Source organism: Oricola nitratireducens, from assembly GCF_014904745.1.
GTDB classification, from domain to species: domain Bacteria; phylum Pseudomonadota; class Alphaproteobacteria; order Rhizobiales; family Rhizobiaceae; genus Oricola; species Oricola nitratireducens.
Genome location: NZ_JACZCS010000018.1, coordinates 1 through 24,243 on the forward strand (window position 1 = coordinate 1; position 24,243 = coordinate 24,243).

At 64.6% G+C, this 24,243-nt stretch carries 24 protein-coding genes, 1 tRNA gene and 1 pseudogene; 16 read left to right on the top strand and 10 right to left on the bottom strand.

Going from position 1 to position 24,243, the window contains the following annotated elements:
• The 7 genes and pseudogenes from IG169_RS10405 to IG169_RS10435 all read left to right on the top strand — a co-directional run.
• Positions 1 to 231, top strand: a pseudogene (locus IG169_RS10405) (sugar ABC transporter substrate-binding protein); the annotation flags it as partial.
• 74 nt (positions 232 to 305) lie between these two features.
• Positions 306 to 2,429, top strand: a complete 2,124-nt coding sequence (locus IG169_RS10410) for an ABC transporter permease (protein ID WP_193176149.1) — start codon at positions 306 to 308, stop codon at positions 2,427 to 2,429.
• On the top strand, positions 2,426 to 3,460 hold the full coding sequence (locus IG169_RS10415; protein ID WP_193176150.1) for an SMP-30/gluconolactonase/LRE family protein: 1,035 nt from the start codon (positions 2,426 to 2,428) through the stop codon (positions 3,458 to 3,460). Before IG169_RS10410 ends, IG169_RS10415 begins: the two co-directional genes overlap by 4 nt.
• The gene (locus IG169_RS10420) at positions 3,460 to 4,956 is read left to right on the top strand and encodes a sugar ABC transporter ATP-binding protein (RefSeq protein WP_193176151.1); all 1,497 of its coding nucleotides are present in this window, start codon (positions 3,460 to 3,462) and stop codon (positions 4,954 to 4,956) included. The genes IG169_RS10415 and IG169_RS10420 overlap by 1 nt, the downstream gene beginning before the upstream one ends.
• Before the next feature lie 18 nt (positions 4,957 to 4,974).
• Entirely contained in the window at positions 4,975 to 5,823 is an 849-nt protein-coding gene (locus IG169_RS10425) for a branched-chain amino acid aminotransferase (RefSeq protein WP_428982245.1), read from the top strand.
• Positions 5,824 to 5,839: 16 nt separating this feature from the next.
• Positions 5,840 to 6,250 carry a carboxymuconolactone decarboxylase family protein gene (locus IG169_RS10430; protein ID WP_193176152.1) on the top strand — a complete coding sequence of 137 codons (411 nt, stop codon included), beginning with the start codon at positions 5,840 to 5,842 and terminating at the stop codon, positions 6,248 to 6,250.
• A gap of 4 nt (positions 6,251 to 6,254) precedes the next feature.
• Positions 6,255 to 7,229: a quinone oxidoreductase family protein gene (locus IG169_RS10435; RefSeq protein ID WP_193176153.1), complete on the top strand. Its 975-nt coding sequence runs from the start codon at positions 6,255 to 6,257 to the stop codon at positions 7,227 to 7,229.
• A 29-nt stretch (positions 7,230 to 7,258) separates the two neighbouring features.
• Here the strand turns inward: IG169_RS10435 and IG169_RS10440 are convergent, their stop codons facing one another.
• From IG169_RS10440 to IG169_RS10450, 3 genes are all read right to left on the bottom strand, one after another.
• The gene (locus IG169_RS10440; protein WP_193176154.1) at positions 7,259 to 8,293 is read right to left on the bottom strand and encodes a HoxN/HupN/NixA family nickel/cobalt transporter; all 1,035 of its coding nucleotides are present in this window, start codon (positions 8,291 to 8,293) and stop codon (positions 7,259 to 7,261) included.
• On the bottom strand, positions 8,290 to 8,922 hold the full coding sequence (locus IG169_RS10445; protein ID WP_193176155.1) for a DUF1007 family protein: 633 nt from the start codon (positions 8,920 to 8,922) through the stop codon (positions 8,290 to 8,292). The genes IG169_RS10440 and IG169_RS10445 overlap by 4 nt, the downstream gene beginning before the upstream one ends.
• A 76-nt stretch (positions 8,923 to 8,998) precedes the next feature.
• Positions 8,999 to 9,075 (bottom strand) — tRNA-Ile (locus IG169_RS10450).
• Positions 9,076 to 9,204: 129 nt separating this feature from the next.
• On the opposite strand from IG169_RS10450, the gene IG169_RS10455 reads away from it, so the two are divergent.
• Positions 9,205 to 9,957: an SIMPL domain-containing protein gene (locus tag IG169_RS10455; protein WP_193176222.1), complete on the top strand. Its 753-nt coding sequence runs from the start codon at positions 9,205 to 9,207 to the stop codon at positions 9,955 to 9,957.
• Between the two features lie 21 nt (positions 9,958 to 9,978).
• Here IG169_RS10455 and IG169_RS10460 read toward each other — a convergent pair whose 3' ends face one another.
• From IG169_RS10460 to IG169_RS10475, 4 genes are all read right to left on the bottom strand, one after another.
• Positions 9,979 to 10,437, bottom strand: a complete 459-nt coding sequence (locus tag IG169_RS10460) for a YHS domain-containing (seleno)protein (RefSeq protein WP_193176156.1) — start codon at positions 10,435 to 10,437, stop codon at positions 9,979 to 9,981.
• A 92-nt stretch (positions 10,438 to 10,529) separates the two neighbouring features.
• Entirely contained in the window at positions 10,530 to 11,120 is a 591-nt protein-coding gene (locus IG169_RS10465) for a GNAT family N-acetyltransferase (RefSeq protein ID WP_193176157.1), read from the bottom strand.
• Entirely contained in the window at positions 11,120 to 11,536 is a 417-nt protein-coding gene (locus IG169_RS10470) for a ketosteroid isomerase-related protein (RefSeq protein WP_193176158.1), read from the bottom strand. The genes IG169_RS10465 and IG169_RS10470 overlap by 1 nt, the downstream gene beginning before the upstream one ends.
• Before the next feature lie 57 nt (positions 11,537 to 11,593).
• Positions 11,594 to 12,067, bottom strand: a complete 474-nt coding sequence (locus tag IG169_RS10475; RefSeq protein ID WP_193176159.1) for a YcgN family cysteine cluster protein — start codon at positions 12,065 to 12,067, stop codon at positions 11,594 to 11,596.
• Positions 12,068 to 12,174: 107 nt separating this feature from the next.
• On the opposite strand from IG169_RS10475, the gene IG169_RS10480 reads away from it, so the two are divergent.
• Positions 12,175 to 12,879, top strand: a complete 705-nt coding sequence (locus IG169_RS10480) for an SDR family oxidoreductase (RefSeq protein WP_193176160.1) — start codon at positions 12,175 to 12,177, stop codon at positions 12,877 to 12,879.
• An 11-nt stretch (positions 12,880 to 12,890) separates the two neighbouring features.
• Here IG169_RS10480 and IG169_RS10485 read toward each other — a convergent pair whose 3' ends face one another.
• A complete protein-coding gene (locus tag IG169_RS10485; protein WP_193176161.1) occupies positions 12,891 to 13,403 on the bottom strand; it encodes a DciA family protein in 513 nt (170 codons plus the stop codon).
• Positions 13,404 to 13,505: 102 nt separating this feature from the next.
• Between IG169_RS10485 and mutY the strand changes: the two genes are divergently transcribed.
• From mutY to IG169_RS10500, 3 genes are read left to right on the top strand one after another with little or no spacing between them, the layout of a single operon-like run.
• Positions 13,506 to 14,597, top strand: a complete 1,092-nt coding sequence (gene mutY, locus IG169_RS10490; protein ID WP_193176162.1) for an A/G-specific adenine glycosylase — start codon at positions 13,506 to 13,508, stop codon at positions 14,595 to 14,597.
• A gap of 13 nt (positions 14,598 to 14,610) precedes the next feature.
• Positions 14,611 to 15,222 carry an HAD family hydrolase gene (locus tag IG169_RS10495; RefSeq protein ID WP_193176163.1) on the top strand — a complete coding sequence of 204 codons (612 nt, stop codon included), beginning with the start codon at positions 14,611 to 14,613 and terminating at the stop codon, positions 15,220 to 15,222.
• Positions 15,223 to 15,227: 5 nt separating this feature from the next.
• On the top strand, positions 15,228 to 15,758 hold the full coding sequence (locus IG169_RS10500; RefSeq protein ID WP_193176164.1) for an NADPH-dependent FMN reductase: 531 nt from the start codon (positions 15,228 to 15,230) through the stop codon (positions 15,756 to 15,758).
• A 7-nt stretch (positions 15,759 to 15,765) separates the two neighbouring features.
• Here IG169_RS10500 and IG169_RS10505 read toward each other — a convergent pair whose 3' ends face one another.
• Positions 15,766 to 16,923 (bottom strand): site-specific DNA-methyltransferase, encoded by a 1,158-nt coding sequence (locus IG169_RS10505; protein ID WP_193176165.1) that lies wholly within the window; start codon positions 16,921 to 16,923, stop codon positions 15,766 to 15,768.
• Between the two features lie 175 nt (positions 16,924 to 17,098).
• Complete coding sequence (locus IG169_RS10510) at positions 17,099 to 17,656, bottom strand: hypothetical protein (RefSeq protein WP_193176166.1); 558 nt, start codon at positions 17,654 to 17,656, stop codon at positions 17,099 to 17,101.
• A 212-nt stretch (positions 17,657 to 17,868) separates the two neighbouring features.
• Between IG169_RS10510 and thrC the strand changes: the two genes are divergently transcribed.
• From thrC to IG169_RS10530, 4 genes are all read left to right on the top strand, one after another.
• Positions 17,869 to 19,266: a threonine synthase gene (gene thrC / locus IG169_RS10515; protein WP_193176167.1), complete on the top strand. Its 1,398-nt coding sequence runs from the start codon at positions 17,869 to 17,871 to the stop codon at positions 19,264 to 19,266.
• 64 nt (positions 19,267 to 19,330) lie between these two features.
• Complete coding sequence (locus IG169_RS10520; protein ID WP_193176168.1) at positions 19,331 to 20,653, top strand: M16 family metallopeptidase; 1,323 nt, start codon at positions 19,331 to 19,333, stop codon at positions 20,651 to 20,653.
• A 35-nt stretch (positions 20,654 to 20,688) separates the two neighbouring features.
• Positions 20,689 to 21,303, top strand: coding sequence for a GNAT family N-acetyltransferase (locus IG169_RS10525; RefSeq protein ID WP_193176169.1), 615 nt, complete (start codon positions 20,689 to 20,691; stop codon positions 21,301 to 21,303).
• A gap of 41 nt (positions 21,304 to 21,344) precedes the next feature.
• Complete coding sequence (locus IG169_RS10530) at positions 21,345 to 24,239, top strand: putative bifunctional diguanylate cyclase/phosphodiesterase (RefSeq protein ID WP_210325962.1); 2,895 nt, start codon at positions 21,345 to 21,347, stop codon at positions 24,237 to 24,239.
• Positions 24,240 to 24,243: the final 4 nt, after the last annotated feature.

A 24,243-nucleotide genomic window follows, 5' to 3' on the forward strand; every position in this document is an offset into this window, starting at 1 on the left:
GCCGACTGCGACATGATCGAGAACGGCACCTATGGCGCCGTCGTGATGACCGAGCTGGCGCAGGAAAGCTACAACATGGTCACCATGATCAAGTACCTGCTGCAGAGCGGCCAGCCGGCGGGCACCTCGTCGGCCTATATCTACACGCTGCTGCACGCGACGACGAAGGACAATATGCGGCCGGACAGCTGCTGGGACCTGAAGGCGTTGCAGGAAATGGCCGGCAACTGATCATCGGGCTTTTGCCTGAAGCCGGCGGCCGGAGCGTTCCGGCCGCCCCCTCCTTCTGACCTTATGGATACCCGATGACACTCCGCGAGCGGCTGCAGGCCTGGCGCTACAATCTCATTCCCGACCACGTGATCGGCGAGATCCTGAGCAAGCGCTGGACCGACAATGCAATCCCGTTTCTTGCCCTCGTGATCACGGTGGCGACCTTCGGCAGCATCATTCCGGGCTTCTTCAAGCTCTATTCGCTGCAGGAATCGACGCGCCAACTGGGCGAGTTCAGCCTCGTCGTCATCGGCCTGACGGTCGTGATGCTCGGCGGCGGCATCGACCTCGCGGTCGGCTCGATCTTCGCGCTGTCGGCGTTTGCGGCGGTGTCGACCTTCTTCATTTTCGAACAGCCGGTCTGGCTGGCCTTTGCCGCCTCGCTTGCGACCGGCTTCGTGTTCGGCGCGATCAACGGCTACCTGATCGGTTTCCTGCGCCTCAGGGCGTTCATCACCACGCTGGTGACCTTCATCATCGGCCGCGCGCTCTATGACATTCTCGTCGTCTCCTTCGGATCGAAGATCCAGCTTTCGATGGCCTCCTCGGACGCTTGGGATTACATCGGCGACGGTACGCTACTGGGCGTCTCCATCCCGGTGCTTTCGGCAATTGCGCTGGCCATCGTCACCCATATCGCGCTGACGCGCTCGCGCCCCGGCTGGCACGTGCTCGCCGTCGGCGGATCGCGGCGCTCGGCGCACAATGCCGGCATCCAGGTGCGCCTGACGGTGTTCCTGACCTACGTGTTCTCGGGTCTGTGCTCGGCGGCGGCGGGCTTCCTGATCGCGACGCGTCTGTCCGGCGCGGGCCCCGGCACCGGCCACGGCCTCGAAATCCTCGCGCTGACGGCGGCGGTCGTCGGCGGCAACAGCCTTGGCGGCGGGCGCGGCTCCGTGGTCAAGGGACTGATGGGCGCGGTGATCGTGCTGGTGATGACCAACGGACTGATCCGGCTCGGCTACGGCACCGGAACCAACCAGATGGTGCTCGGCATCCTGCTCGCCGTCGCTGTGACCATCGACATCCGCTGGCTGAAGAACCGCCACAAGGTGCTGAACGAGGTCTATGTCGCGCCGGTCTATCTGAAGATGGGCGAGCCGCAATCGGCGGTTCCCGGTTCGGGCACGCCGTATGAACTCAACAACCGCCTGTCGGAGGCCGGACATATCGGTCTCGGCGAACTGGAAGGCCCGGAGGACGTCATCCTCGACCGCGACGACAACCTCTATTGCGGCACCCGGCATGGCGAGATCGTGCGGTTCTTTGCGCCCGACTACACCCGTTCGGAAGTCTTCGCCCATATCGGCGGGTTCCCGCTCGGCCTCGCCTTCGACCGCGAGGGCAACCTGATCAGCTGCGTCGGCGCGATGGGGCTCTACTCGATCTCGCCCGATCGCGAGGTGACGAAGCTGTCGGCCGAGACACGCCGGTCCTGGACCTCGATCCAGGACGACGCGCGGCTGCGCGATCCGAACGACCTCGACATCGCGCCCGACGGCAAGATCTACTTCACCGACTCCACCAAGCGCTACGACGCGCATGACTGGGCGCTCGATTCGATCGAGAACCGCGGTACGGGACGGCTGCTGGTTTACGATCCGAAGGATGGTTCGACCACGACGCTTCTGGACGGCTATCGCTACACCAACGGCGTCTGCATGGCGCATGACAACAAGTCGCTGTTCTTCGCCGAAAGCTGGCGCTGCCGCATTCATCGCTACTGGATCGAGGGGCCGAAGGCCGGCACCGCGGAATGCGTGATCCAGGATATGCCGGGCTATACCGACAACATCAACCGCGCCTCCGACGGAACCTACTGGATGGCCTGGCTCGGCATGCGCACACCGTCCTTCGATCTTTCCCTGCGCCACCCGGCGATGCGCAAGCGCATGACGCGGCGGCTGCCGCAGGACGAATGGCTGTTCCCGAACATCAACACCGGCGGCGTGGTGAAGTTCGACGAGAACTGCAACATCGTTCAGACGATGGCCGACCTGTCGGGCCATGCGCATCCGATGGTCACCTCGATGCGCGAGCACAAGGGGCATCTCTTCATCGGCGGTATCCTCAACAATCGCGTCGGGCGGTTCAGGATCGAGGGCGCCAATCCCGACTGGGACGCGAACGAGGCCTATTGGGGGAAACGGACATGATCTTCGATCCGATCCTCGACATCTTCCGCGGCAAGGCGATCACGATCCCGCCGCTCGACGGCGCGTTTCGCGCCAATACCGGGCTGGACGATTCCGCCGTCTTCGCCGAATTGCCGGCGGCGGACAATCTGTGCGCAGCGGGCGGGCGCCTGTTCGCATCGAGCGGTGCGGGGCTTTATGCCCTGAGAGACGGCGGCGCGCCGGAACAGGTCGAGACATTTGCCTCCACGATCACGGCACTTGCCGCCGCGCAGGACGGGGCACTCGCCGTCGCGCTCGACGACGGGACCCTGCTGGAAGGCGGGAAGCCGGTGACGCTGCCGAAGGGTATCGCCTGCATTACCGCGCTCGCCTATGGCGACGACGGTTCGCTGTGGCTTGCCAACGGTTCGGAGAAGCAGCCGGCTTCGGCATGGGTGGCCGACCTGATGGAAAAGAACGCGTCCGGCTCGGTCTGGCGGCGCAAGCCGGGCAATGCCTTCGCCAAGGTTGCAGGCGGCATCGAATGGCCCTACGGAATCCTGCCGCTCGGCGACGAGGCGATCGTCAGCGAAAGCTGGCGGCACCGGCTCGTGCGGGTTGGCTCCGGCGGCGCGAAGCCCGTGCTGAAACACCTGCCCGGCTACCCTGCCCGGCTGTCGCCTGCCGCCGATGGCGGCGCGTGGCTGGCGATCTTTGCGCCGCGCAACCGGCTGATCGAACTGGTCCTGCAGGAAAAGCATTACCGCTATGACATGATGGCGAGCGTGCCGCGCGAATTCTGGATCGCGCCCTCCCTGTCCTCGGGCCGCAGTTTCCTCGAACCGCTGCAATGCGGCGGCATTCGCACGATGGGCGTGCACAAAGCCTGGGCGCCGAGCCGCTCCCACGGCCTCGTCGTGCGGCTCGACCGCGATCTCGCGCCGGTGGAGAGCCTGCACAGCCGCGCCAATGGCAGCCGCCACGGCACGACCAGCGTCATGGAGGCCGACGGTCGGCTTCTGGTCGCCGCGAAGGGCGGCGACTGCATTCTGGCTCCGGAGGCGATGTGATGGACCCGATCGTCCGCATGGAGAAGATCACCAAGGCCTACCGCAGCGTGCCGGCGGTCAAGGACGTGGATTTCGACCTGCGCGAAGGCGAGATCCACGCGTTGCTCGGCGAAAACGGCGCCGGAAAATCGACGCTGACCAAGGTGATGGCCGGCGTGGTGGAACCGACCTCCGGAAAGATGACCTATCTCGGCAAGGAAGTCCGGTTCACGACGCCGCATGAGGCGCTGCAGGCGGGCATCGCCATGGTGTTCCAGGAAACGAGCCTGGTGCCGTCGATGACGGTGGCGCAGAACCTCTATCTCGGCTCGGAAAACTTCCTCAATCGCCTGCGCGGAATCTACATCTCGGCGCAGCAGTTCCTGCAATCGCTGAACTTCCCGGTCGATCCGACAGCGATGGTGGAAACGCTCGGCGCGGCCAAGCGGCAGATGATCGAGATCGCCCGCGCGGTCCATCACGAGGCCCGCGTCATCATCTTCGACGAACCGACCGCGACCCTGACGCCGGAGGAAAAGCGCCACTTCTTCGCACTCCTGCGGCGGCTGAAGGCGCGCGGTGTGTCGATCGTCTTCATAAGCCATGCGCTGGAAGAAGCGCTGCTGATCTCCGACCGCATCACCATCCTGCGCGACGGCGAACTGGTCGCGACCGGTCCGACGGAGGAATTCGATCGCGACAAGATCGTCGCCGCGATGGTCGGCCGGACGCTGTCGGGCGAACTCTACAAGAAGCGCGACGTCACCCATCTGCGCAAGGCCGGCCGCAAGGTGCTGTCGGTACAGGACATCTCGATGGGCGCCATGGTGCGCAACACGTCGTTCTCGGTGTTCGAGGGGCAGATCACCGGGGTCTTCGGCCTGATCGGCTCGGGCCGGACCGAGACGTTCAAGATCGTCGCCGGCATCTACAAGCGCGATTTCCGGGGCGGCGGCGCCATCGCCCTCGACGACAAGCCGGTGCGTTATTACACGCCAGCCGAAGCGGTGCGCGACGGCATCGCCTATGTGACGGAAGACCGCAAATCCGAAGGCATTTTCGAGACCATGTCGATCGGCGAGAACATGTTCGGCGGCCTTCTTTCGGCGGGCCGCGAAGAGGGTTTCGTGATCCGGCAACGCACGATCCGCGAGCTTGCCGAGGAATGGACCGGGCGGCTCAACATCAAGACGATCAACGCGGATGCGCGCGTCGTCGAATTGTCGGGCGGCAACCAGCAGAAGGTGGTGATCGGCAAGGGCCTGATCCAGAAACCGCGCATGGTGATTTTCGACGAACCGACGCGTGGCGTCGACGTGGCGGCGATCGCCGAGATCCACCAGATCATCAAGGATCTCGCCGACCGGGGCCTCGCGGTGGTGGTGATTTCGTCCTACCTGCCGGAGATCATGAACCTGTCCGACCGGATTCTCGTCTGCCGGCAGGGGCGGATCGTGGAAGAATTATCGCCCGTCGAGGCGACCGAAGAAAAGATCATGTATGCCGCCGTCCACTAGGACGGAAAGGAGGAAACCGTGGCAAAAACAATCTGGACATTTTGGCGTGGCGACTGGCACCAGGGCGACCTGCGCGTGCTCGGAGCGGCGTCGCACGGCACCTGGCTCGGCAGCCTCGTCTTCGACGGCGCGCGCCTGTTCGAGGGCGTGGCCCCGGACCTCGACCGCCATTCGGCCCGCGTCAACGACAGCGCGCGGGCGCTCGGGCTCAAGCCGACGCTCTCCGGCGGGGAGATCGAGGCGCTGACCTTCGAGGGGCTGAAGAAGTTCGAACCGGGCACCGACGTCTATATCAGGCCGATGTACTGGGCCGAGGAGAGCGACGCGGGCGTATTGCCGCCGAAGCCCGACAGCACGGATTTCGCGCTTTGCCTGGAAGAGATGCCGATGGTGGAGCCGACCGGCTTCACCATCACCACGACCCGGTTCCGCCGCCCGACGATGGAGGTGATGCCGGTCAACGCGAAGGCGGCGTGCCTCTACGCCAACAATGCCCGCATGGTGCGCGAGGCCCAGGCGAAGGGCTATCACAACGCGCTTTGCTGCGACGCCAACGGCAATGTCGCCGAACTCGCCACCTCGAACGTCTTCATGGCGCGCGGCGGCGAAGTGTTCACGCCGATCCCCAACGGCACCTTCCTGAACGGGATCACGCGGCAACGGGTGATCGGTCTTCTGCGCGAGGCCGGAGTAAGCGTGCACGAGGTGACGCTGTCGGTTGACGATTTCCGCGAGGCCGAGGAAATCTTCTCGACCGGCAACATTTCCAAGGTCGTCCCGGTGATCGGGTTCGACGGCAGCGAACTGCAATTCGGGCCGATCGCGCGCAAGGCGCGGCAGCTTTACTGGGACTGGGCGAAAGCCTGACAAACGGGAGAACGACATGGCGACCGTAAAACTCTTGAGCGATGCCGAGGCCGACGCGATCCCCGCCGTCAAGGCGGTGTTCGACGACATCCGCGCGACCCGGAAAACCGATTTCATCAACAATTTCTGGCGTGGTCTGGCGAACGATCCGGTGACGCTGAAACGCACCTGGGAAAGCCTGAAGGCGGTGATGACGGGCGACACCGCCCTGCCCCCGATGGTGCAGGAGATGATCTATATCGCGGTCTCGACCGCCAATGGCTGCAATTACTGCATCCACTCACATACCGCGGCGGCAAAGGCGAAGGGCATGTCCGACGCCCAGCACGCCGAACTGCTGGCGGTCATCGGCCTCGCTGCGCAGACGAACCATCTCGTGACTGCGATGCAATTGCCGGTCGATCCGGCCTTCCTCGTGGAAAGCTGAGACGATGGCCGGCGGGTTGGTCGCACGCGTGCCCGGCGGCCCCGAGGCGATGGAGTGGGCAGATCTGCCCACCCCCGAGCCAGGGCCAGGCGAGGTGCTGGTGGCGCACAAGGCGATAGGCGTCAACTTCATCGACGTTTATTTCCGCACCGGTCTCTATGCGTGGCCGGAGGGGACGATGATCCCCGGCGCGGAGGCATCGGGCACCATCGAGGCGGTCGGCGCCGGCGTGACTGAGTTCAGACGCGGCGACCGCGTCGCCTATGTGATGCCGCACGGCGCCTATCGCGAGCGGCGCGTGGTGCCGGCGGAACGGCTCGTTCCGCTGCCCGACGGGATCGATTCCGTCGCCATCGCCGGCGCTATGCTGAAGGGCCTGACGGCACAGTATCTCGTCACCTCCTCCTATGCCGTGCAGCCGGGCGACACGGTGCTCGTCCATGCCGCGGCGGGCGGCGTGGGCCTGATCCTCGGCCAGTGGCTGAAGGCGCTCGGCGCGCATGCCATCGGCACGGCCGGCGGCCCGAAGAAGGTCGCGCTGGCATCGAAGCACGGCTACGCGCACGTGATCGATTACAAGGCGCAGGATTTCGTCGCCGAGGTCGAGCGGCTGACCGGCGGAAAAGGCTGCGCGGCGGTCTATGACAGCGTCGGCGCCGATACCTGGCGCGGATCGCTGAAATGCCTGAAACGGCGCGGCATGTTCGTCAATTTCGGCCAGTCCTCCGGCCTGATCCGCGATTTCTCGCTCGCCGACCTCGCCGCCGGCGGATCGCTGTCGGCCAACCGGCCGGTGCTGTTCGACTATATCGCCGAGCGCGGCGAATTGCTGGAACGGTCGGCCGACCTGTTCGCCCGCATCCTCGACGGCACGATCCGCCTCGACATCGCGGCGACCCGCCCGCTCAGGGAGGCGGCCGCCGCGCATGCCGACCTCGAGGCGCGGCGCACGGTGGGATCGACGATCCTGCTGGTGTGAGAGACACAGGATTTAGCGAACGCGGCGCGTTAAAGCAATCCGTCGGCGGCCAGAACGCCCGCTGCCATGGTCAGTCCGAAAGCGAAGACGACGAAGGCCGCGACAACCTGCAGGGAGGCGGAAAAGACAGCCGCTCCGGCGTTGTCCGACGAGGCCAGCCGGCCGAGGAGATCACGGGCCGTACCGGACAGCAGCGCAACGAGACTGACCGTCAAGGCCGTGCCCGCCGCCATGGCGAAGACCGAGGCCATTCCGGCGGGATAAAGGTGGCGCGACAGGGAAAACACCAGAACGATGAGGGCACCGGAGCATGGCCGCATTCCCATCGAGAAAACGGTGGCGAGCATTTGCCGCGAGCTCGCTTTCGGTCCCGCGACGGCGAGCCGGCTCATTTCCACGCATGCGCAGTTGACACCATGACGCACCATGTCCGGCTCGAGGGCGTCGGCGGAGGTCACGCCAGCGGGTATGGCATCGCAGGAAAATGCGCTTCTGTTGACTTGCCGTACCCGCCAGGCGGCCAGCATCGCCTGCCCCTTTGACACGATCAGCGCCAGCCCCAGAAGCGCGACCAGTGCGTAGCTGAATATTTCAATGCCGTCGGTAACCTGCGCCATGGCGGCCGCAGTCGTGTTGAAAACGATCACCGCCACCGAGACGATGACGATCGCCGTCACGGCCTGAAGGACACTGGCGGCGATCGACAAGAGCACCGCACGGCGTCGGGTGTCACCGGTCGCGACCAGATAGGACGCGATCACCGCCTTGCCATGACCGGGGCCGACCGCATGAAACACGCCATAAAGAAAACTCAGCCCCATCAACCAGACGCCGGCATGGGCATTGCCGGAGAAGGCGTCCAATGCCGCGACAAGCTTCTGGTAGAACTGCGTCTGCATGCGCATGGCGAACAGAAGTACTGGAGCAAACGGACCGCCAATGCCGTTTCCCAAAGGCGAATCCGGCGTGGCGACCCCGAACGGGCCGGACCCCGCCCATGCGAATGCCGGCGCGAACGCGATCGGCATCGCTGCCGCGACCGAGATAAGCGCGACCCGTCTCACGGGCAATCTACCGTGAAGATATGCGCCAGACCCACCGCCGCATCCGCAAGCGCGGAAGGCAAATCGTGTTGCTCCGCCGGGATAGCGGCCAGTTTGGCCATCATTTCGGCATCCAACGGCTTTGGCGGCGTGTAAACCGCGGCGCAATCCGCGGCGCCGCCCTTTATCTCTACCGCACCGCGATCGGGAAAGGAGTAGGCGACGAAATATTCGGGATCGAAAACCTCGACCTTCAGGTTCTTGTCCAGCCGGAGCGGCGCTTTGAGCGGCATGGTGAAATCGAGGATCAGCCGGCCGCCGACCATGCGATATGTGTAATTGCGCGGACGGGAGAATTGCGAATCGACGCCGCCGTCCGTCGCCCAGGTGAAGAAGTGATAGTCCTTGAGCGAATCCATGGACGTTTCGGCGAGCGGTTTCAATTCGGCCGGCTGCAGCTTGCCGTCACGATTCGTGTCGAGGCCGGTCACCGCGAGGGCGGAAAACGGCGCGTCGAACTTCCATATGTTGGTGACGGCGACAAGTTCGTGTTTCGCGTTGACGTCGAGCACCACATGGCCGTCGGCAAAGACGTGGGGATGTGCGGCGACAGGCCCTGCCAGGCACGCAACGCCCGCCCCGGCAGCCACGATTTTTCCGACGATGTCACCTGCTTTGCCCACGCTGCAAAAAAGGGAAACAAATAAGGCAGAAAGATGGGAGAGGTGGTGGGCCCGGTAGGACTCGAACCTACGACCAAGCGGTTATGAGCCGCCGGCTCTAACCAACTGAGCTACAGGCCCCACGCCGGGATCAATTATCCGAATCGTTCGCGCTTCACAAGCGGGTTTGCGCCGGGCATGGATTGCGCGCCTTGATTGCGGCGCATTGGCGTGGCACCGCCGGATGCGAAGGGCTTTTTACGGGACCACATTTCGATGATTTTCACACGCAACGCATTTTTCTCCACCCTCGTGCTCGCAACGGTCGCGGCCACTGCCCCAGGCGTCGCGCTGGCGCAGGACAGCGAGCCGACGCCGCGCATCATGGTATCGGGCGAAGGCATGGCCACCGTCGCGCCGGACATGGCGGTGCTTTCGCTGACGGTGATGCGCGAAGCGGACACGGCGCGTGCCGCGCTCGACGACAACACGGCGGCGATGAGCGACGTGCTTGCCGCGATGAAGGCGGAAGGCATCGAGGATCGCGACCTGCAGACCTCGGGCTTTTCCATCGAGCCGAAATATCTCTACCCGAAGAATTCCTCCAACGGCGACCGCCAGCCGCCGAAAATCGTCGGCTACACCGTGCGCAACTCGCTGACGGTCCGGGTCCGCGATCTCGACAAGGTCGGCGCGATCCTCGACAGGTCGGTGACGCTCGGCGTCAACCAGGGCGGCGGCATCGCGTTCACCAATGACGATCCCTCAGGCGCGATCAAGGAAGCGCGCGTCAAGGCGATGCGGGAGGCGATGGCCAAGGCGAAGACGCTGACGGAGACCGCCGGCGTCGGCCTCGGCAAGGTGCTGGAAATTTCGGAGAATTCCTTCCGGCCGCAGCCGGTGCCACTGGCGCGCGCCAAGGTCGCGATGATGGAAGCCTCGGACGCCGCGCCGGTTCCGGTCGCGACCGGCGAGAACGCCTATTCGGTGACCGTCAACGTCACCTTCGCCATCGACCAGTAGCGCAGAGGGGCGTTATGCCCCTCACTCGCCCGACAAGCCCGGCCAGTTGGCATCCGCCTTCGCGATATTGCCGGGAATGTCGGTCTGCCACTGGCTGCGGACCCGTTTCGTGAAGTTCAGATAGAGCTTGCCGTCGACGACGGAGAAGGCCTGCGGATCGACCGCGGCGGTGGCGCCGCGCGACACCGCGAAGGCGCAGAAACCGCCATATTGCGGCACGTATTTCGCCGGATCGGCGAGAAAGGCGTCGCGGTTTTCGGCGCTCGCAAAGCGGTAGGTCGCGCCGTCGTGGACGGCCGTGATCTTCGGCGAACCCTCCAACGCCTTGTCCTGCGTGAAATAGGCGACCGGATCGTAGCCCTCGATCGCGAGGCCATCGACGGCGAGGTTCATCTTTCCGGCGAGAGCGGTCCTGCCGATCGCGAAGATCGTCACGCCGGCAAGCAGGACCCGCAGCGATGCGCGTCTGGTTGTGATCATCGTTCCTCTCCCCCAATGCGTGAGCCTGCTATCGCGCCGGGAAACGATCCGCAAGACGCGCCGGCCTGAATCCAAACACATGTGCGTGAGGCTCAGCCCAGGTCGCGCATCCAGTACTGCATCGGCTTCGCGGTCTCGTCCGACGCGCCGATGTCCTTCCATGAATAGGCGGTCGTCAGGCCCTCGACGCGGGCGTAACCGCGCTTTTGCCAGAAGGCGTCGAGCGGCACGTAATCGTCCGGCCGCATCGGGTGGTCGTCCGGGCGGATGACGGCGGAAAAGATGCATTTCGAAAAGCCCTGGGCCCGGGCCTCCGCCTCGCGCTCCCCGAAGAAGCGGACGCCGACGCCCTGCCCGCGATAGTCCGGCAGCAGGACGGATTCGCCGAAATAGAAAAAGTCGTCGACACGCAAGCCGAGCCTCGCGAAGGGCTCGGCGAACTCGGCCTTGTGCTCCGCCAAGGGTGAAGCCGTCGCCGCGCCGACCAGCCTGCCGCCATCGAAGGCGCCGCAGACGAAAGCGCCGGGCGCTTCCAGATAGGTTTCCAGATAGCGGCGCTCGTAGTCCATGTCGCCGTCATAGAGATAGGGCCAGGCGCGAAAGACCGCGATGCGCAGGCGCGCCAGATCGTCGAAGCGCGCGACGACCTCGTCGCGCGGCAGCGGACGGACCTCGACAGTCATCAGCCTTCCTTGGAAACCTGCGCGATCCAGTCCTGCAGATTGTAATAGGTCGTCACGCGGCTGATCAGCCCGTCGTCGATTTCGAAGAAGATGCCGGCGGGCAGCGTGTAGGACTGGCCGTTGGCCGCCGGCAGGCCCTCCGCGGTCGCCAGATACTTGCCGTGTACAGTGAACTCGGCGGCGGCGCGCACGCCGCCTTCCGCGACCATGACGACGATGTCGGCCAGCCGCTCGTCATAATGGCGGGTCATCTCGGCGTTGAACCAGCGGAATTTCTCCTTGCCGATCTCGCGGCCGCCCTGATTGATGTCGTGGGCGACATCCTCGTGCAGGCAGTCGAGCATCGCATCAGTATCGCCCGCATTGAAGGCGGCGAGATAGCGTTCGATCAGCGTCCCGGTTTCGGTCTCGGCCATATCTGTCCTCTTTGCTGTTCTTGGGGGAAAACGCTTCGCTTCGCGCGCGGTTCCCGCCTACATTCCCTCCTCGACCATGTGGTCGAGATATTCGCCTTCATGCGCCATGTCCTGCTCGAAGGCGGTGACGCGATGGCGCATCGAGACATGCGCCCGGTGCACCGAGTCCCGATCACCCGTGAGCAGCGGATGCCAGTTATGCAGCGGACGGTCCTCGGCGAGCAGCCGGTAGGCGCAGGTCTTCGGCAGCCACGGAATGGTGCGCACGTTCTCGGGCGTCAGCCGCACGCAGTCCGGCACTTGCTCCAGGCGGTTCTCGTAGTCGGTGCAGCGGCATGCCCCGGCATCGAACAGGCGGCAGGCGACTGTCGTATAGTAGATCTCGTCGGTGTCGTCGTCGATCAGCTTCGACATGCAGCACTTGCCGCAGCCGTCGCAGAGCGCCTCCCACTCGGCGGCATTCATCTCCTCGAGCGGCACCGTCTCCCAGAAACGGTCGCGGATTTCGGTTGTCTTTGCGTTTGCGGTCATTGCCGCGAACAATCACATCGCGGTGACGCTGGCAAGGCGGGATGGAACGCGGGCCGCACTCGATTATTGTCTCCCGCGACCTAGTTCGACACGAAAGGAGAAGGCCCATGCGCTTCAAGGGAGACACCGTGATCGTCACCGGCGCCGCCGGAAACCTCGGCAGCGCCGTCGCGAGCCGGTTTGCCGCGGAAGGCGCATCGGTCGCGCTGTTCGGGCACAGGCTCGAGAAGGTGGAGACCGTCGCCGCCGGCCTGGACGGCAAGCATGCGGCCTTCGGCGTCGACCTGACCGACCGCGAAGCGACGAAACAGGCCGTCGCGCAGGCGACCGAGACGCTCGGGCCGCCGACGATCCTCTGCGCGATCGCCGGCGGCTTCGACATGGGCACGCCGGTGCATGAAGTCGCCGCCGAAACCTGGCAGAAAATGATGGATCTCAACCTGGGCACGCTGCTTTCGGCGCTTGCCGCCGTCACGCCCGGCATGATCGAGCGCGGCGCCGGCAAGATCGTCACCGTCGGCGCGAATGGCGCGAAAACCGGCGGCAAGACCATGGGGCCGTATGCGGCCTCGAAATCGGCGGTGATGCGGGTGACCGAGAGCGCATCCGCGGAGCTGAAAGGACACGGCGTCAACGTCAACTGCGTGCTGCCGTCGATCATCGATACGCCGGAAAACCGTGCGGCGATGCCGAAGGCCGATCCGGGAAAATGGGTGACGCCTGAGAGCCTCGCCGGCGTCATTGCCTTTCTCTGCTCGGATGACGCCGCCGATATCCACGGCGCGCTGGTCCCGGTGACCGGGCCGAGTTGAACCGGTTCCGCCTACCGCCTGTCCTGCTTGACGCTTCTGCCGAGCCGGATCAGCGCCTCGCGCAGGCCCTCGTCCTCGATACCTCCGGCAAGGGCCTCGATGCGCTTTTCGTCGACGGCTGAGACCGGCGCCTTGCGGCGTTGCGGCTTGCGTTCGGGAGCGACCGGTTTCTGCACCAGTTGCAGCCGCTCGACCGCCTGGAAGCCGAAAAAGGCGTTGACGCGCTGGATGATCTCGCCGGACTGGTGCTGGACGTGCAGCGCCGCCATGCCTTCGGCGGCGACGATCAGGGTCGCCGGCTTGAACGGATCGTCCTCGTGGGCGCGGCGCGGCCAGTTGATCTTCTGCGGCCGGGTCGTTTCGGCGAGCATCGCGGGCACGATCTGCGGCCATGCGGCGAGAAGCGCGCTGGTCATGCCGGCGCGTTTGGCGAGCACCGGGTCGAGCACGGCCGATACGAGACCGCCGACGGGCTCGGGCGCGTAGGTCTTCCATGGTCCGTATCGTGGTTTCCCGGTCGTCACGCCGCCTCGCTTTCGGCACTTGCGGATGGCGCCATGATAATCGTGCGGACGCGCAAAAGCGAATGCTTGATCTCGGGGCGCTGTTTCGCGCACAAGACAGACATGGCCAGCCCCTCCCCGGACACCACCGCATCCACCGTCGCGTGCAAAATGCTCGCCTGGTACGACCGGCATGCGCGCGAGCTGCCCTGGCGGGTCGGGCCGGGCGATCTTGCCAGGGGCATCCGCCCGGATCCCTACCGCGTCTGGCTGTCGGAGATCATGCTGCAACAAACCACCGTCGCCGCGGTGAAGGACTATTTCGCTAAATTTACCGCCAAGTGGCCGGACGTCGCGTCGCTCGCCGCCGCGCATGAGGACGACATCCTGAAAGCCTGGGCCGGGCTCGGCTATTATTCGCGCGCCCGCAACCTGAAGAAATGCGCCGACGCGGTGGTGGCCGACCATGGCGGAACGTTTCCGACGTCGTCAGCGGGTCTGCTCGATCTGCCGGGCATCGGCGACTATACCTCCGCGGCGATTGCCGCGATCGCGTTTAACGAACCCGCCGCCGTCGTCGACGGCAATGTCGAGCGCGTCATCACGCGGCTCCATGCGATCGATACGCCGCTGCCGGAGGCGAAGAAGGAAATCCGCGCGATCACCCGGTCACTGACCGATCCCGCGCGGCCCGGCGATTTCGCGCAAAGCATGATGGATCTCGGCGCGACGCTGTGCACCCCGAAGCGGCCGGCCTGCATGCATTGCCCGCTGCGTGAGGACTGCCGCGCGCTTTCCGCCGGCGATCCGGAGCGCTTCCCGGTCAGGCCGGCGAAGAAGACAAAGCCCCTGCGCCGTGGCGCGGCCTTCGTGCTGACCAATCGCGACGGCGCCTTCCTGCTCGAGAAACGGGGCGACAGCGGCCTGCTCGCCGGCATGACGCAGGTGCCGACGACGGCATGGACCGCGCGCCAGGACGGGACGACCGACACGTCGGAAGCGCCCGTGGCGAATGCCGACTGGATGCATTGCGGGACCGTCGGCCATGTCTTCACGCATTTCGAACTGCGCCTTTCCGTCTACAGCGCCGAGCGCGAGATGCGGGCGGGCGAAAACCAGTGGTGGAGCGATCCGGCGTCGCTCGGCGGAGAAGCCCTACCCACTGTCATGAAAAAAGTGTTGGCTCTCGCCATAGAGAGCGAATCGGAAGACTGACCAGGCCGAAAACATGACCACCATCCGTCACATCGTCTTCGACATCGGCAAGGTGCTGGTGCACTACGACCCGGAAGCACCGTTCCGGCGGATCATCCCCGACGACCGCCGCCGCGCCTGGTTCCTGGAAGAAGTCTGCTCGCCCGCATGGAACGCCGAGCAGGATCGTGGCCGCAGCTGGATCGAGGCCGAGGACGAACTGATCGCGCGCTTCCCCGACGAGGCCGACAATATCCGCGCCTTCCGCCGTCACTGGACGGAGATGGTGCCCTATGCCTACGAGGACAGCGTCGCGATCCTGCGCGAACAGCTCGATGCCGGCCGCGACGTGACGATGCTGACCAATTTCGCCTCCGACACGTTCCGCGAGGCGCAGGAGATGTATCCGTTCCTGAAGGACTCGCGCGGCGTCACGGTGTCCGGCGACATCAGGATCATCAAGCCCGATCCGGCGATCTACGCGCACCACACCGAACAATTCGGCCTCGATCCGGCGGCGACGCTGTTCATCGACGACTCGGAAAAGAACGTCGTCTCGGCGCGCGATTTCGGCTGGCAGGCGATCCATTTCGAGGATGCGGAGCAATTGCGCGAGGACCTCGCCGCCTTCCGGCTCGCCGCCTGACGGCCATGCGGTTTCTCGCCCTATCCGGCAGCTTGCGCTCCGCATCCACCAACACGGCATTGCTGCATGCCTTCGCGAACATCGCGCCGGAAGGCATTACGGTCGAGGTTTTCGACGGGATGGGCGATCTGCCGCTGTTTTCGCCGGACCTGGAGGCCGATACGCCGGACAGCGTGCTGCGGCTGGCGGATAAGGTCGCCGGCTGCGACGGCATCCTGATCGCATGCCCGGAATATGCGCACGGCATTCCCGGCGCCTTCAAGAACGCGCTCGACTGGCTGGTCTCACGCTTCGAGATCCCGGGCAAGCCGGTGATGCTGGTGCACGCCTCGACGCGCAGCGCCTATCTGCGCGACCATCTGCGCGAAGTGCTGAAGACGATTTCCTGCCGGCTCTTTCCCGGACCGGATTTCGAGGCACATCTGATCAAGAAGGATCCGCAGCAAGTGCGCGATATCCTCGCCGCGCCGGAGATGCGCGCGGCGATGCGCTCCAAGCTGGAAGAGTTCGAACGCTTCGTTTTGAGCGGAGACTGACCGCCGGTCAGGCCCCGGCGATAGCCATGGTCTTGCGGATTTCCTGACGCAGCGCGTCGATCGGCTGCAACGCACCCTCGTCCTCGAAATGCCAGAAGGTCCAGCCGTTGCAGGCATCGAGACCCTGCACCTTGGCGCCCATTCGGTGGATCGAAGCCTGCTCGCCGCCATGGCTAAGCGATCCGTCGGCCTGCACGGTCGCCATCCAGCGGCGCTTGGTGTCGGTCAGCGTTGCGCCGGGCTTGAGCAGACCGCTTTCGAGCAGCGTCACGAAGGCGACGCGCGGTTCGGCGCGCTTGGAGGCGACGATCTTCAGGGTGGCGAGATCGGCCGGCTCGACGGCATCGATGCGCGCCATCGCGGCGTCGATATAGGCCTGTTCGCGGTCGATGCCGATGAAGCGGCGGCCGAGACGCTTGGCGACGGCGCCGGTCGTGCCGGATCCGAAAAACGGGTCGAGAACCACGTCGCCGGGCTTGGTCGACGACATCAGCACGCGGGCGAGCAGCGCCTCGGGCTTCTGGGTCGGATGAACCTTGTCGCCGTTCTCGTCCTTAAGGCGCTCGCCGCCGGTGCAGATCGGGAACAGCCAGTCGGAGCGCATCTGCAGGTCGTCATTGGCCGCCTTCAGCGCCTCGTAATTGAAGGTGTAGCCCTTGGCGTTCTGGTCGCGCGAGGCCCAGATCATCGTCTCGTGGGCATTCTGGAAGCGGCGGCCGCGGAAATTCGGCATAGGGTTGGTCTTGCGCCAGATCACGTCGTTGAGAATCCAGAAGCCGAGGTCCTGCAGGCTGGCGCCGACGCGGAAAATATTGTGATAGGAGCCGATGACCCAGATCGTGCCGGTCGGCTTCAGGACCCGGCGCGCAGCGAGCAGCCAGGCGCGGGTGAAGGCGTCATAGGCCTGGAAGGAATCGAACTGGTCCCAGTGGTCGTCGACCGCGTTGACCTTCGACTGGTCGGGGCGATGCAGATCGCCGTCGAGCTGCAGATTGTAGGGCGGATCGGCGAAGATGACGTCAACCGACTTTTCGGGAAGGCTTTCCAGCGCCGCGACGCAATCGCCCTTGATGATCGTGTCGAGGACATCGGCGACGGAGCGGGAGGACGGAGCGGCACTGGCCGCGACAGGACGGCCCTTGGAGGCGAGGCGAACGACAGACATGATACACCCGGTTTACGCAAAACAACTGGGGTGCATGGTTACCCATCAGGGTGAATGCCGCGTTAGGAAACGTAGTTAACGCTTTGTGAAACGTACCGTTTCCGGATCGGCGAGCCAAGAGACGGCCGAAACTTTAGACCATCTCTTCTTTCTGCTCACGATACCGCGCTGGCGCTCAAGGCGTGTTGTAGGGCCCTTCGTCGAAACCGACGAGAACCTGCAGCGACGGCGTCTTCGGCGCCGGCACCACGACCTGTTCGTCCTTGTAGATGAATTGCGTCGCCTCGCCGTCCGCGGGAACGGCGACCTGGATCTTGCCAAGCTGCGAATAAGGCACGTTCTCGCCCTGCTTGACGGCGACGCGAACGGGCAGTTCGAGATTGCCGGCGGCGCCTTTCGGACCGAAGACGACGCGGCCCGCCGCGGCAACCTGCATGTAGAGATTTCCGGCCTCGTATTTGCAGGTACGCGTTACGTCGGTGATCGTCGCCTGGTAAATGATCTCGTCCGGATCGTCCTTCTTGCCCTTCGTGTAGGTGCGCAGGATCGCCGTGCCCTCGAGCAGGGTCACGCGCGGGCAATAGGCGCGCAGATCGTCGATCGTCAGGTTCTCGTCGCCGGGTTTCGTCCCGCCGAGCGTGTCGGACACTTTCGCCGTCTGGCACGACGCCAGCGCAACGAGACTGAACAGCACGCCGATACGCGCGACTCCTGCAATATTTGCGAAACGCATGATGAACCCGTTATCCCGAAAAACCATCCAAAGTCCCCTGCCTTACCAACACGAAAATGGCAATCATGCGGTGGCGCGCGCAACTTCCATACTCTTGTTTGGCTAGTCAATGGGCGCGGACGTCCTTCGGTCTTTAGAAGCTGTCGGATTTCGGTTAAGCAGCGCGGGAAAAAAGCGCTACAAGCGCGCAGACAAAAAGTGAGCGAACCCAAGTGAACTATATCTCGACCCGCGGTCAGGCGCCCGTCCTCGGTTTTTGCGACACCATGCTTGCGGGCCTCGCAAGCGACGGCGGGCTTTATGTGCCCGAGACATGGCCGCATTTTTCCGCCGCGGACATCCGCGCGATGCGCGGCAAGTCCTACGAGGAGATCGCGGTCATGGTGATGTGGCCCTTCGTCGAGGGCGAGATCGGGAGGGAGACCTTCGAAAGAATTGTGCGCGAGGCCTATGCTACCTTCCGCCACGAAGCCGTCTGCCCGCTGGTCCAGACCGGCGCCAACGAGTTCGTGCTCGAACTCTTCCACGGCCCGACGCTCGCCTTCAAGGACGTCGCGATGCAGATGATCGGGCGGCTGATGGACCATGTGCTGGCGACGCGCGACGAGCGCGCGACCATCGTCGGCGCGACCTCGGGCGATACCGGCGGCGCCGCGATCGAGGCTTTCGCCGGGCGCGACCGCACCGACATCTTCATCCTGTTCCCGAAGGGCCGTGTCTCGCCGGTGCAGCAGCGCCAGATGACGAGCAGTTCCGCATCGAACGTGCATGCGCTCGCCATCGAGGGCAATTTCGACGACTGCCAGTCACTCCTCAAGGACATGTTCAACCATGCCGCCTTCCGCCAGTCGGTGAAGCTGTCCGGCGTGAATTCGATCAACTGGGCGCGCATCATGGCGCAGGTGGTCTACTACTTCACCTCGGCGCTATCGCTTGGCGGACCGGACCGGCCGGTCGCCTACACCGTGCCGACGGGCAATTTCGGCGACATCTTCGCCGGTTACGTCGCCAAACAGATGGGATTGCCGATAGAAACGCTGGTCATCGCGACCAATGACAACGACATCCTGGCGCGCACGCTTTCGACCGGCGTCTACGAGATGCGCAACGTGGTCAAGACGACGTCGCCCTCGATGGATATCCAGATCTCGTCCAATTTCGAGCGGCTGCTGTTCGATGCGAGCGGACGCGACGACGCCCAGGTGCGCGCAGCGATGGCGAATTTGAAACAGGCACACCGCTTCGAATTGCCGGAAAAGACGCTTGCCGCTATCCGCGGCGGTTTTTCGGCGGGCACGGCGCATGTCTCCGAAACCGCGACGACGATCCGGCACGTAAACGAGAAATCCGGCTATCTGCTCGATCCGCATACCGCGATCGGCGTGCATGTCGCACGGCACTCCGCGAAGAGCGCCGCGCCCATGGTGGTGCTCGGAACCGCCCACCCGGCGAAGTTCCCGGCGGCCGTCAAGGAGGCCTGCGGTGTCGATCCGGCGTTGCCCGACTGGCTGTCCGACCTGATGGAACGTCACGAAAGCTTCACGGAGCTTCCATCTGACCTGAAAATAGTGGAAGATCACATTTCCCGGCACGCGCGAGCGGCAAATTGACATTGCGCGGCCAATTGTGAGGAAGCGTACGGTCGGATTACCGACCGATCCAGGGAGCTTGCATATGATAGTAGAGACGACACGTCTCTCCAACGGAATTACCGTTGCCACTCAGCGTTTCGAACATGTCGAGAGTGTAGCGCTCGGGGTCTGGATCAAGGCCGGATCCCGCAACGAACTGGAAAACGAGCATGGCATCGCGCATATGCTCGAACACATGGCCTTCAAGGGCACGGCGCGGCGTGACGCCCGCACCATCGCCGAGGAAATCGAAAATGTCGGCGGCGAGATCAACGCCGGCACAAGCGTCGAGACCACATCCTATTTCGTCCGCGTGCTGAAGGACGACGTCCCGCTCGCGCTCGACCTGCTCTCCGACATCCTGCAGAATTCGAAATTCGACGAGGACGAGCTCGAACGCGAGAAGCACGTCATCCTGCAGGAGCTCGGCGCCGCCAACGACACGCCGGACGATGCCGTCTTCGACCGCTTCACCGAAGCCGCCTTCCGGCACCAGCCGATCGGACGCGCCATCCTCGGCACCCGCGACACGATCACCTCGTTCACGCCCGACCAGATCCGCACCTATATCGACCGCGAATATTGCGGCGAGCGCATGGTGATCGCGGCGACGGGCGCGATCGATCACGACGCCTTCGTAAAGCTGGTGGAAAGCCAGTTCGGCACCGTCCAGGCGAAACCGCGCGGCAAGGCCGTCTCGCTCGCCAACTATATCGGCGGCGACTACCGCGAACACCGTCCGCTGCAGGACACGCAGTTCCTGCTCGGCTTCGAGGGCCGCGCCTATCATGTACGCGATTTCTACGCCTCGCAGGTTCTCGCCATGCTGCTCGGCGGGGGCATGTCCTCGCGCCTGTTCCAGGAAGTGCGCGAGAAGCGTGGCATCTGCTACTCGATCTACGCCTTCCATTGGGGTTTTTCGGACACCGGCATTTTCGGCATCCACGCGGCGACGGAACCCGGCGATCTCGACGAACTCGTGCACCTCGTCCTGGCTGAACTGCGCCGCGCCGCCGAGGACATCGATACGCCGGAACTGGAACGCGCCCGGGCGCAGTTCCGCGCCAGCCTGCTGATGTCGGGCGAAAGCGCGCCGAGCCGCGCCGGCCAGATCGCACGCCAGATCCTGCTGTTCGGCCGCCCGATCCCCAACGAGGAACTGCTCGACCGGCTCGACAAGCTGACAGTTGAGCGCCTGCGCGGTCTCGCCGGCCGGCTGTTCACGTCGTCGGCCCCGACGGTTTCGGCCATCGGCCCGGTCGACCGGCTGATGGATATCGACACGATGCGTACGGAGCTCACGTCTGGCGCAGGGTCCGACGTTTACGGTTCATCACGCGCCGGCATGCGACTCGCCGTCGGCTGACCCAAACTCCGTTGCTGAACAACCCGGTGCCGGACATGATCGCCTTTCCATTTCGGGGCACGCGCCAGCAGATCATCACCGGCAGGAATGTCTATCTGCGCTATCCGGACATGTCGGACCATGCCGAGTGGGCGGCGTTGCGCACCGAAAGCGCCTCGTTCCTGCGCCCCTGGGAGCCGGCCTGGCCCGACGACGATCTCGAGAAGGCCGCGTTCCGGACACGCATCCGCCGCTACAACCAGGAAATCGCTTCGGGTTCCGGCTTTCCGTTCTTCATCTGCGACCACAAGACCCGTGCGATTCTCGGCGGCATCACGCTCGGCAATGTGCGCCGCGGCGTCTCGCAATGCGGCCAGATCGGCTACTGGATCGGGGAGCGCTACAAGGGCCACGGAATCATGAGCGAAGCGCTCGCAATCCTGTGCGACCATGCTTTCGCCCAATTCGGATTGCACCGCCTTGAAGCTGCCTGTATCCCGGACAATACACGCTCGATCCGCATTCTGGAGAAGGCCGGATTCGCTCGCGAGGGATATTTACGATCTTATTTAAAGATCAATGGTATATGGCGCGACCATGTGCTTTACGCGCGCATTAACCCGCGCCACGAGCGCGTCGGCGCACCGGTGGAACAAGGTGAGACGGTTTGAAGGAATTGATCGGGAAAACGGAATGCCGCGGCGGCTTTCGCCTGCTGCGCATTTGCGTGACGTTTCTCGTCGCGCTGACCGCGATCCTGACAACCCTCGCCGCGCCGGCATTCGCTGTCGAGCCGATCTCGATCGGCCGCAATTCCGAGGCGCTTGACCTCTCGCGCGCCGTCACGATCTATCGCAACAAGGGCGAAACCTTCCGGATTTCGACGGCACCGGGCATCGACGGCATCGTGCGCACGATCGAAGTCCAGGCGACGCAGCCGGGAACCGACGGCCACTGGGCCGTCTTCGCGCTCGCCAACACCACCGAAACCCAGATCGACCGGCTGATCGTCGCGCCGCATTTCCGGCTCGTGGGTTCGCATTTCTTCTGGCCGGATCTCGGCTCCAAGCGCATCGTCGCGATCACGCCGAGCGAAGGCTTCGCGCTCGACCGGGTGGAGAGCCGCGACGCCGACATATTCTCGATCACGCTCAACCCCGGCGCGGTCGTCACCTTCGTCGCCGAGCTCGCCTCGCCGAACCTGCCGCAGGTCTATCTGTGGGAAGCCGACCAGTACAAGGACATCGTCAACTCCTACACGCTCTACCGCGGCATCGTGCTCGGCATTGCCGGCCTGCTGGCGCTGTTTCTAACCATCCTGTTCGTGGTGCGCGGCACGTCGATGTTCCCGGCCGCGGCGGCGCTCGCCTGGGCCGTTCTGGCCTATATCTGCGTCGATTTCGGCTTCATCGACCGGTTCTTCGACGTGCCCGTCGCCGACATCCGAACATGGCGGGCGATGAGCGAGGTGTCTCTGGCGGCGACGCTGGCGCTGTTCCTGTTCACCTATCTCAATCTCAACCGCTGGCACGAGCACCTCAGCTACGGCGCGATCGCCTGGGTGCTCGGGATCGCCGGCCTGTCCGCGCTCGTCCTCTACGATCCGGCGCTCGCCTCCGGCATCGCGCGGTTCTCGCTTGCCGCGACCGCGGTATTCGGGCTGGCGCTGATCGTCGTCTTTGCCTGGCGCGGCTTCGACCGCGCGATCATGCTGGTGCCCGCCTGGGCGCTGCTGATCGCCTGGATCGCGGCCGGATACATGACGATATCCGGCCAGATCGATAATGACATCATCCAGCCGGCGCTCGCCGGCGGTCTCGTCCTGATCGTCCTGCTGATCGGCTTCACCGTCATGCAGAACGCCTTTTCGGGCGGCGCCTTCCAGCAGAACCTGTTGTCCAATGTCGAGCGCCAGGCGCTCGCGGTGAAAGGGTCCGGCGGCATCGTGTGGGACTGGGACGTCGGCCGCGACAAGCTGTCCACGACGCCCGACCTGGGCGCCGTGATCGGCTTCGGCGCCGGCACGCTGCAGGGACAGCCGAAGAACTGGCTGCCCTATATCCATTCCGACGACCGCGACCGCTTCCGGATGACGCTCGATTCGGTACTGGAAAAGAAGCGCGGCAAGATCGACATGGCGATGCGCCTGCGCGGTCCCGACAATCACTACAGCTGGTACGCCGTGCGCGCGCGGCCCGTCGTAGGCGCCAACGGTGAAGTGATCCGCTGCATCGGCACGATCATCGACGTCAGCGACCAGAAGCGCGCCGAGGAGCGCCTGCTGCACGATGCCGTGCACGACAATCTGACCGGATTGCCGAACCGCGAATTGTACATGGACCGGCTGCGCAACGCGATCGCGATCGCCAATGTCGACGAGGCGATGCGCCCGACCACGCTGATCGTCGACATCGACCGGTTCCGGCAGGTCAACGAGTCGATCGGCATGGCGGCCGGCGACACGCTGCTGATCACCATCGCCCGGCGCCTGCGCCGCCTGCTCAGGCCGCACGACACGCTGGCGCGCATCTCCGGAAACCAGTTCGGCATCATCCTCCTGTCGGAGACCGATCCCGGCCGGATCGCCGGGTTCGCCGACGCGGTGAAGAAGACGATCAAGGCGCCGATCTCGTTCGCCGAACGCCAGATCATCCTGACAACCTCGATCGGGCTTGCCACCTGGACACAGGCGCGTTCGCAGGACGAGGACCTGTTCGGCGACGCCGAGCTGGCGCTGTTCCAAGCCAAGCGTTTCGGCGGCGACCGCGTCGAACCGTTCCGGCCGGCCTTCCGCACGTCGGGCTCCGACAAGCTGCAGCTCGAATCCGATCTCAGGCGCGCCATCGAGCGCGGCGAGATCTCGCTTGCCTACCAGCCGATCGTCCATGCCCGCACGCTCGACGTCGCCGGTTTCGAGGCGCTGATGCGCTGGAACCACCCGCGCCGCGGCGAGATCCAGCCGTCGGAATTCATCGCGGTGGCGGAACGCTCCGACCTGATCGTCGAACTCGGCAACCACGCGCTGGAACTGGCGATGCGCCAGCTGATGGACTGGGACCTGGCGCTGCCCGATGCCGGGCTGTTCCTCTCGGTCAACGTATCGAGCCAGCAGGTGATGATGCGCGATTTCGCCAACACGCTGTCGGGCATGCAGGCGCGGTTCTCGTCGCGCCGCCACAAGCTGCGCCTGGAGATCACCGAGACCGTGCTGATGCAGAATCCCGAACACAACGCGCGCGTTCTGGAGCGGGTCAAGGCGCTTGGCATCGGTCTCGCGATGGACGATTTCGGCACCGGCTATTCGTCGCTCGCCTATCTGCAGCAGTTCCCGTTCGACACGATCAAGCTGGACCAGTCGCTGGTGCGCAACGACTGGACGCAGCGCGACATCCTTCTGCAGTCGGTCATTTCGATGGCGAACAATCTCGGGCTCGCCACCGTCGCCGAGGGCGTCGAAAACATGGACGACGTGCGCAAGCTCGAAGAAATGGGTTGCAAGTATATCCAGGGATTCGTCGCTGGCGTACCGGTGACCGCCGAAGCCGCGACCGAACTCGTCATGACGCAAAACCCGGTCGTCACCAACGACGACGCGGCGGCCGAATAGTCAA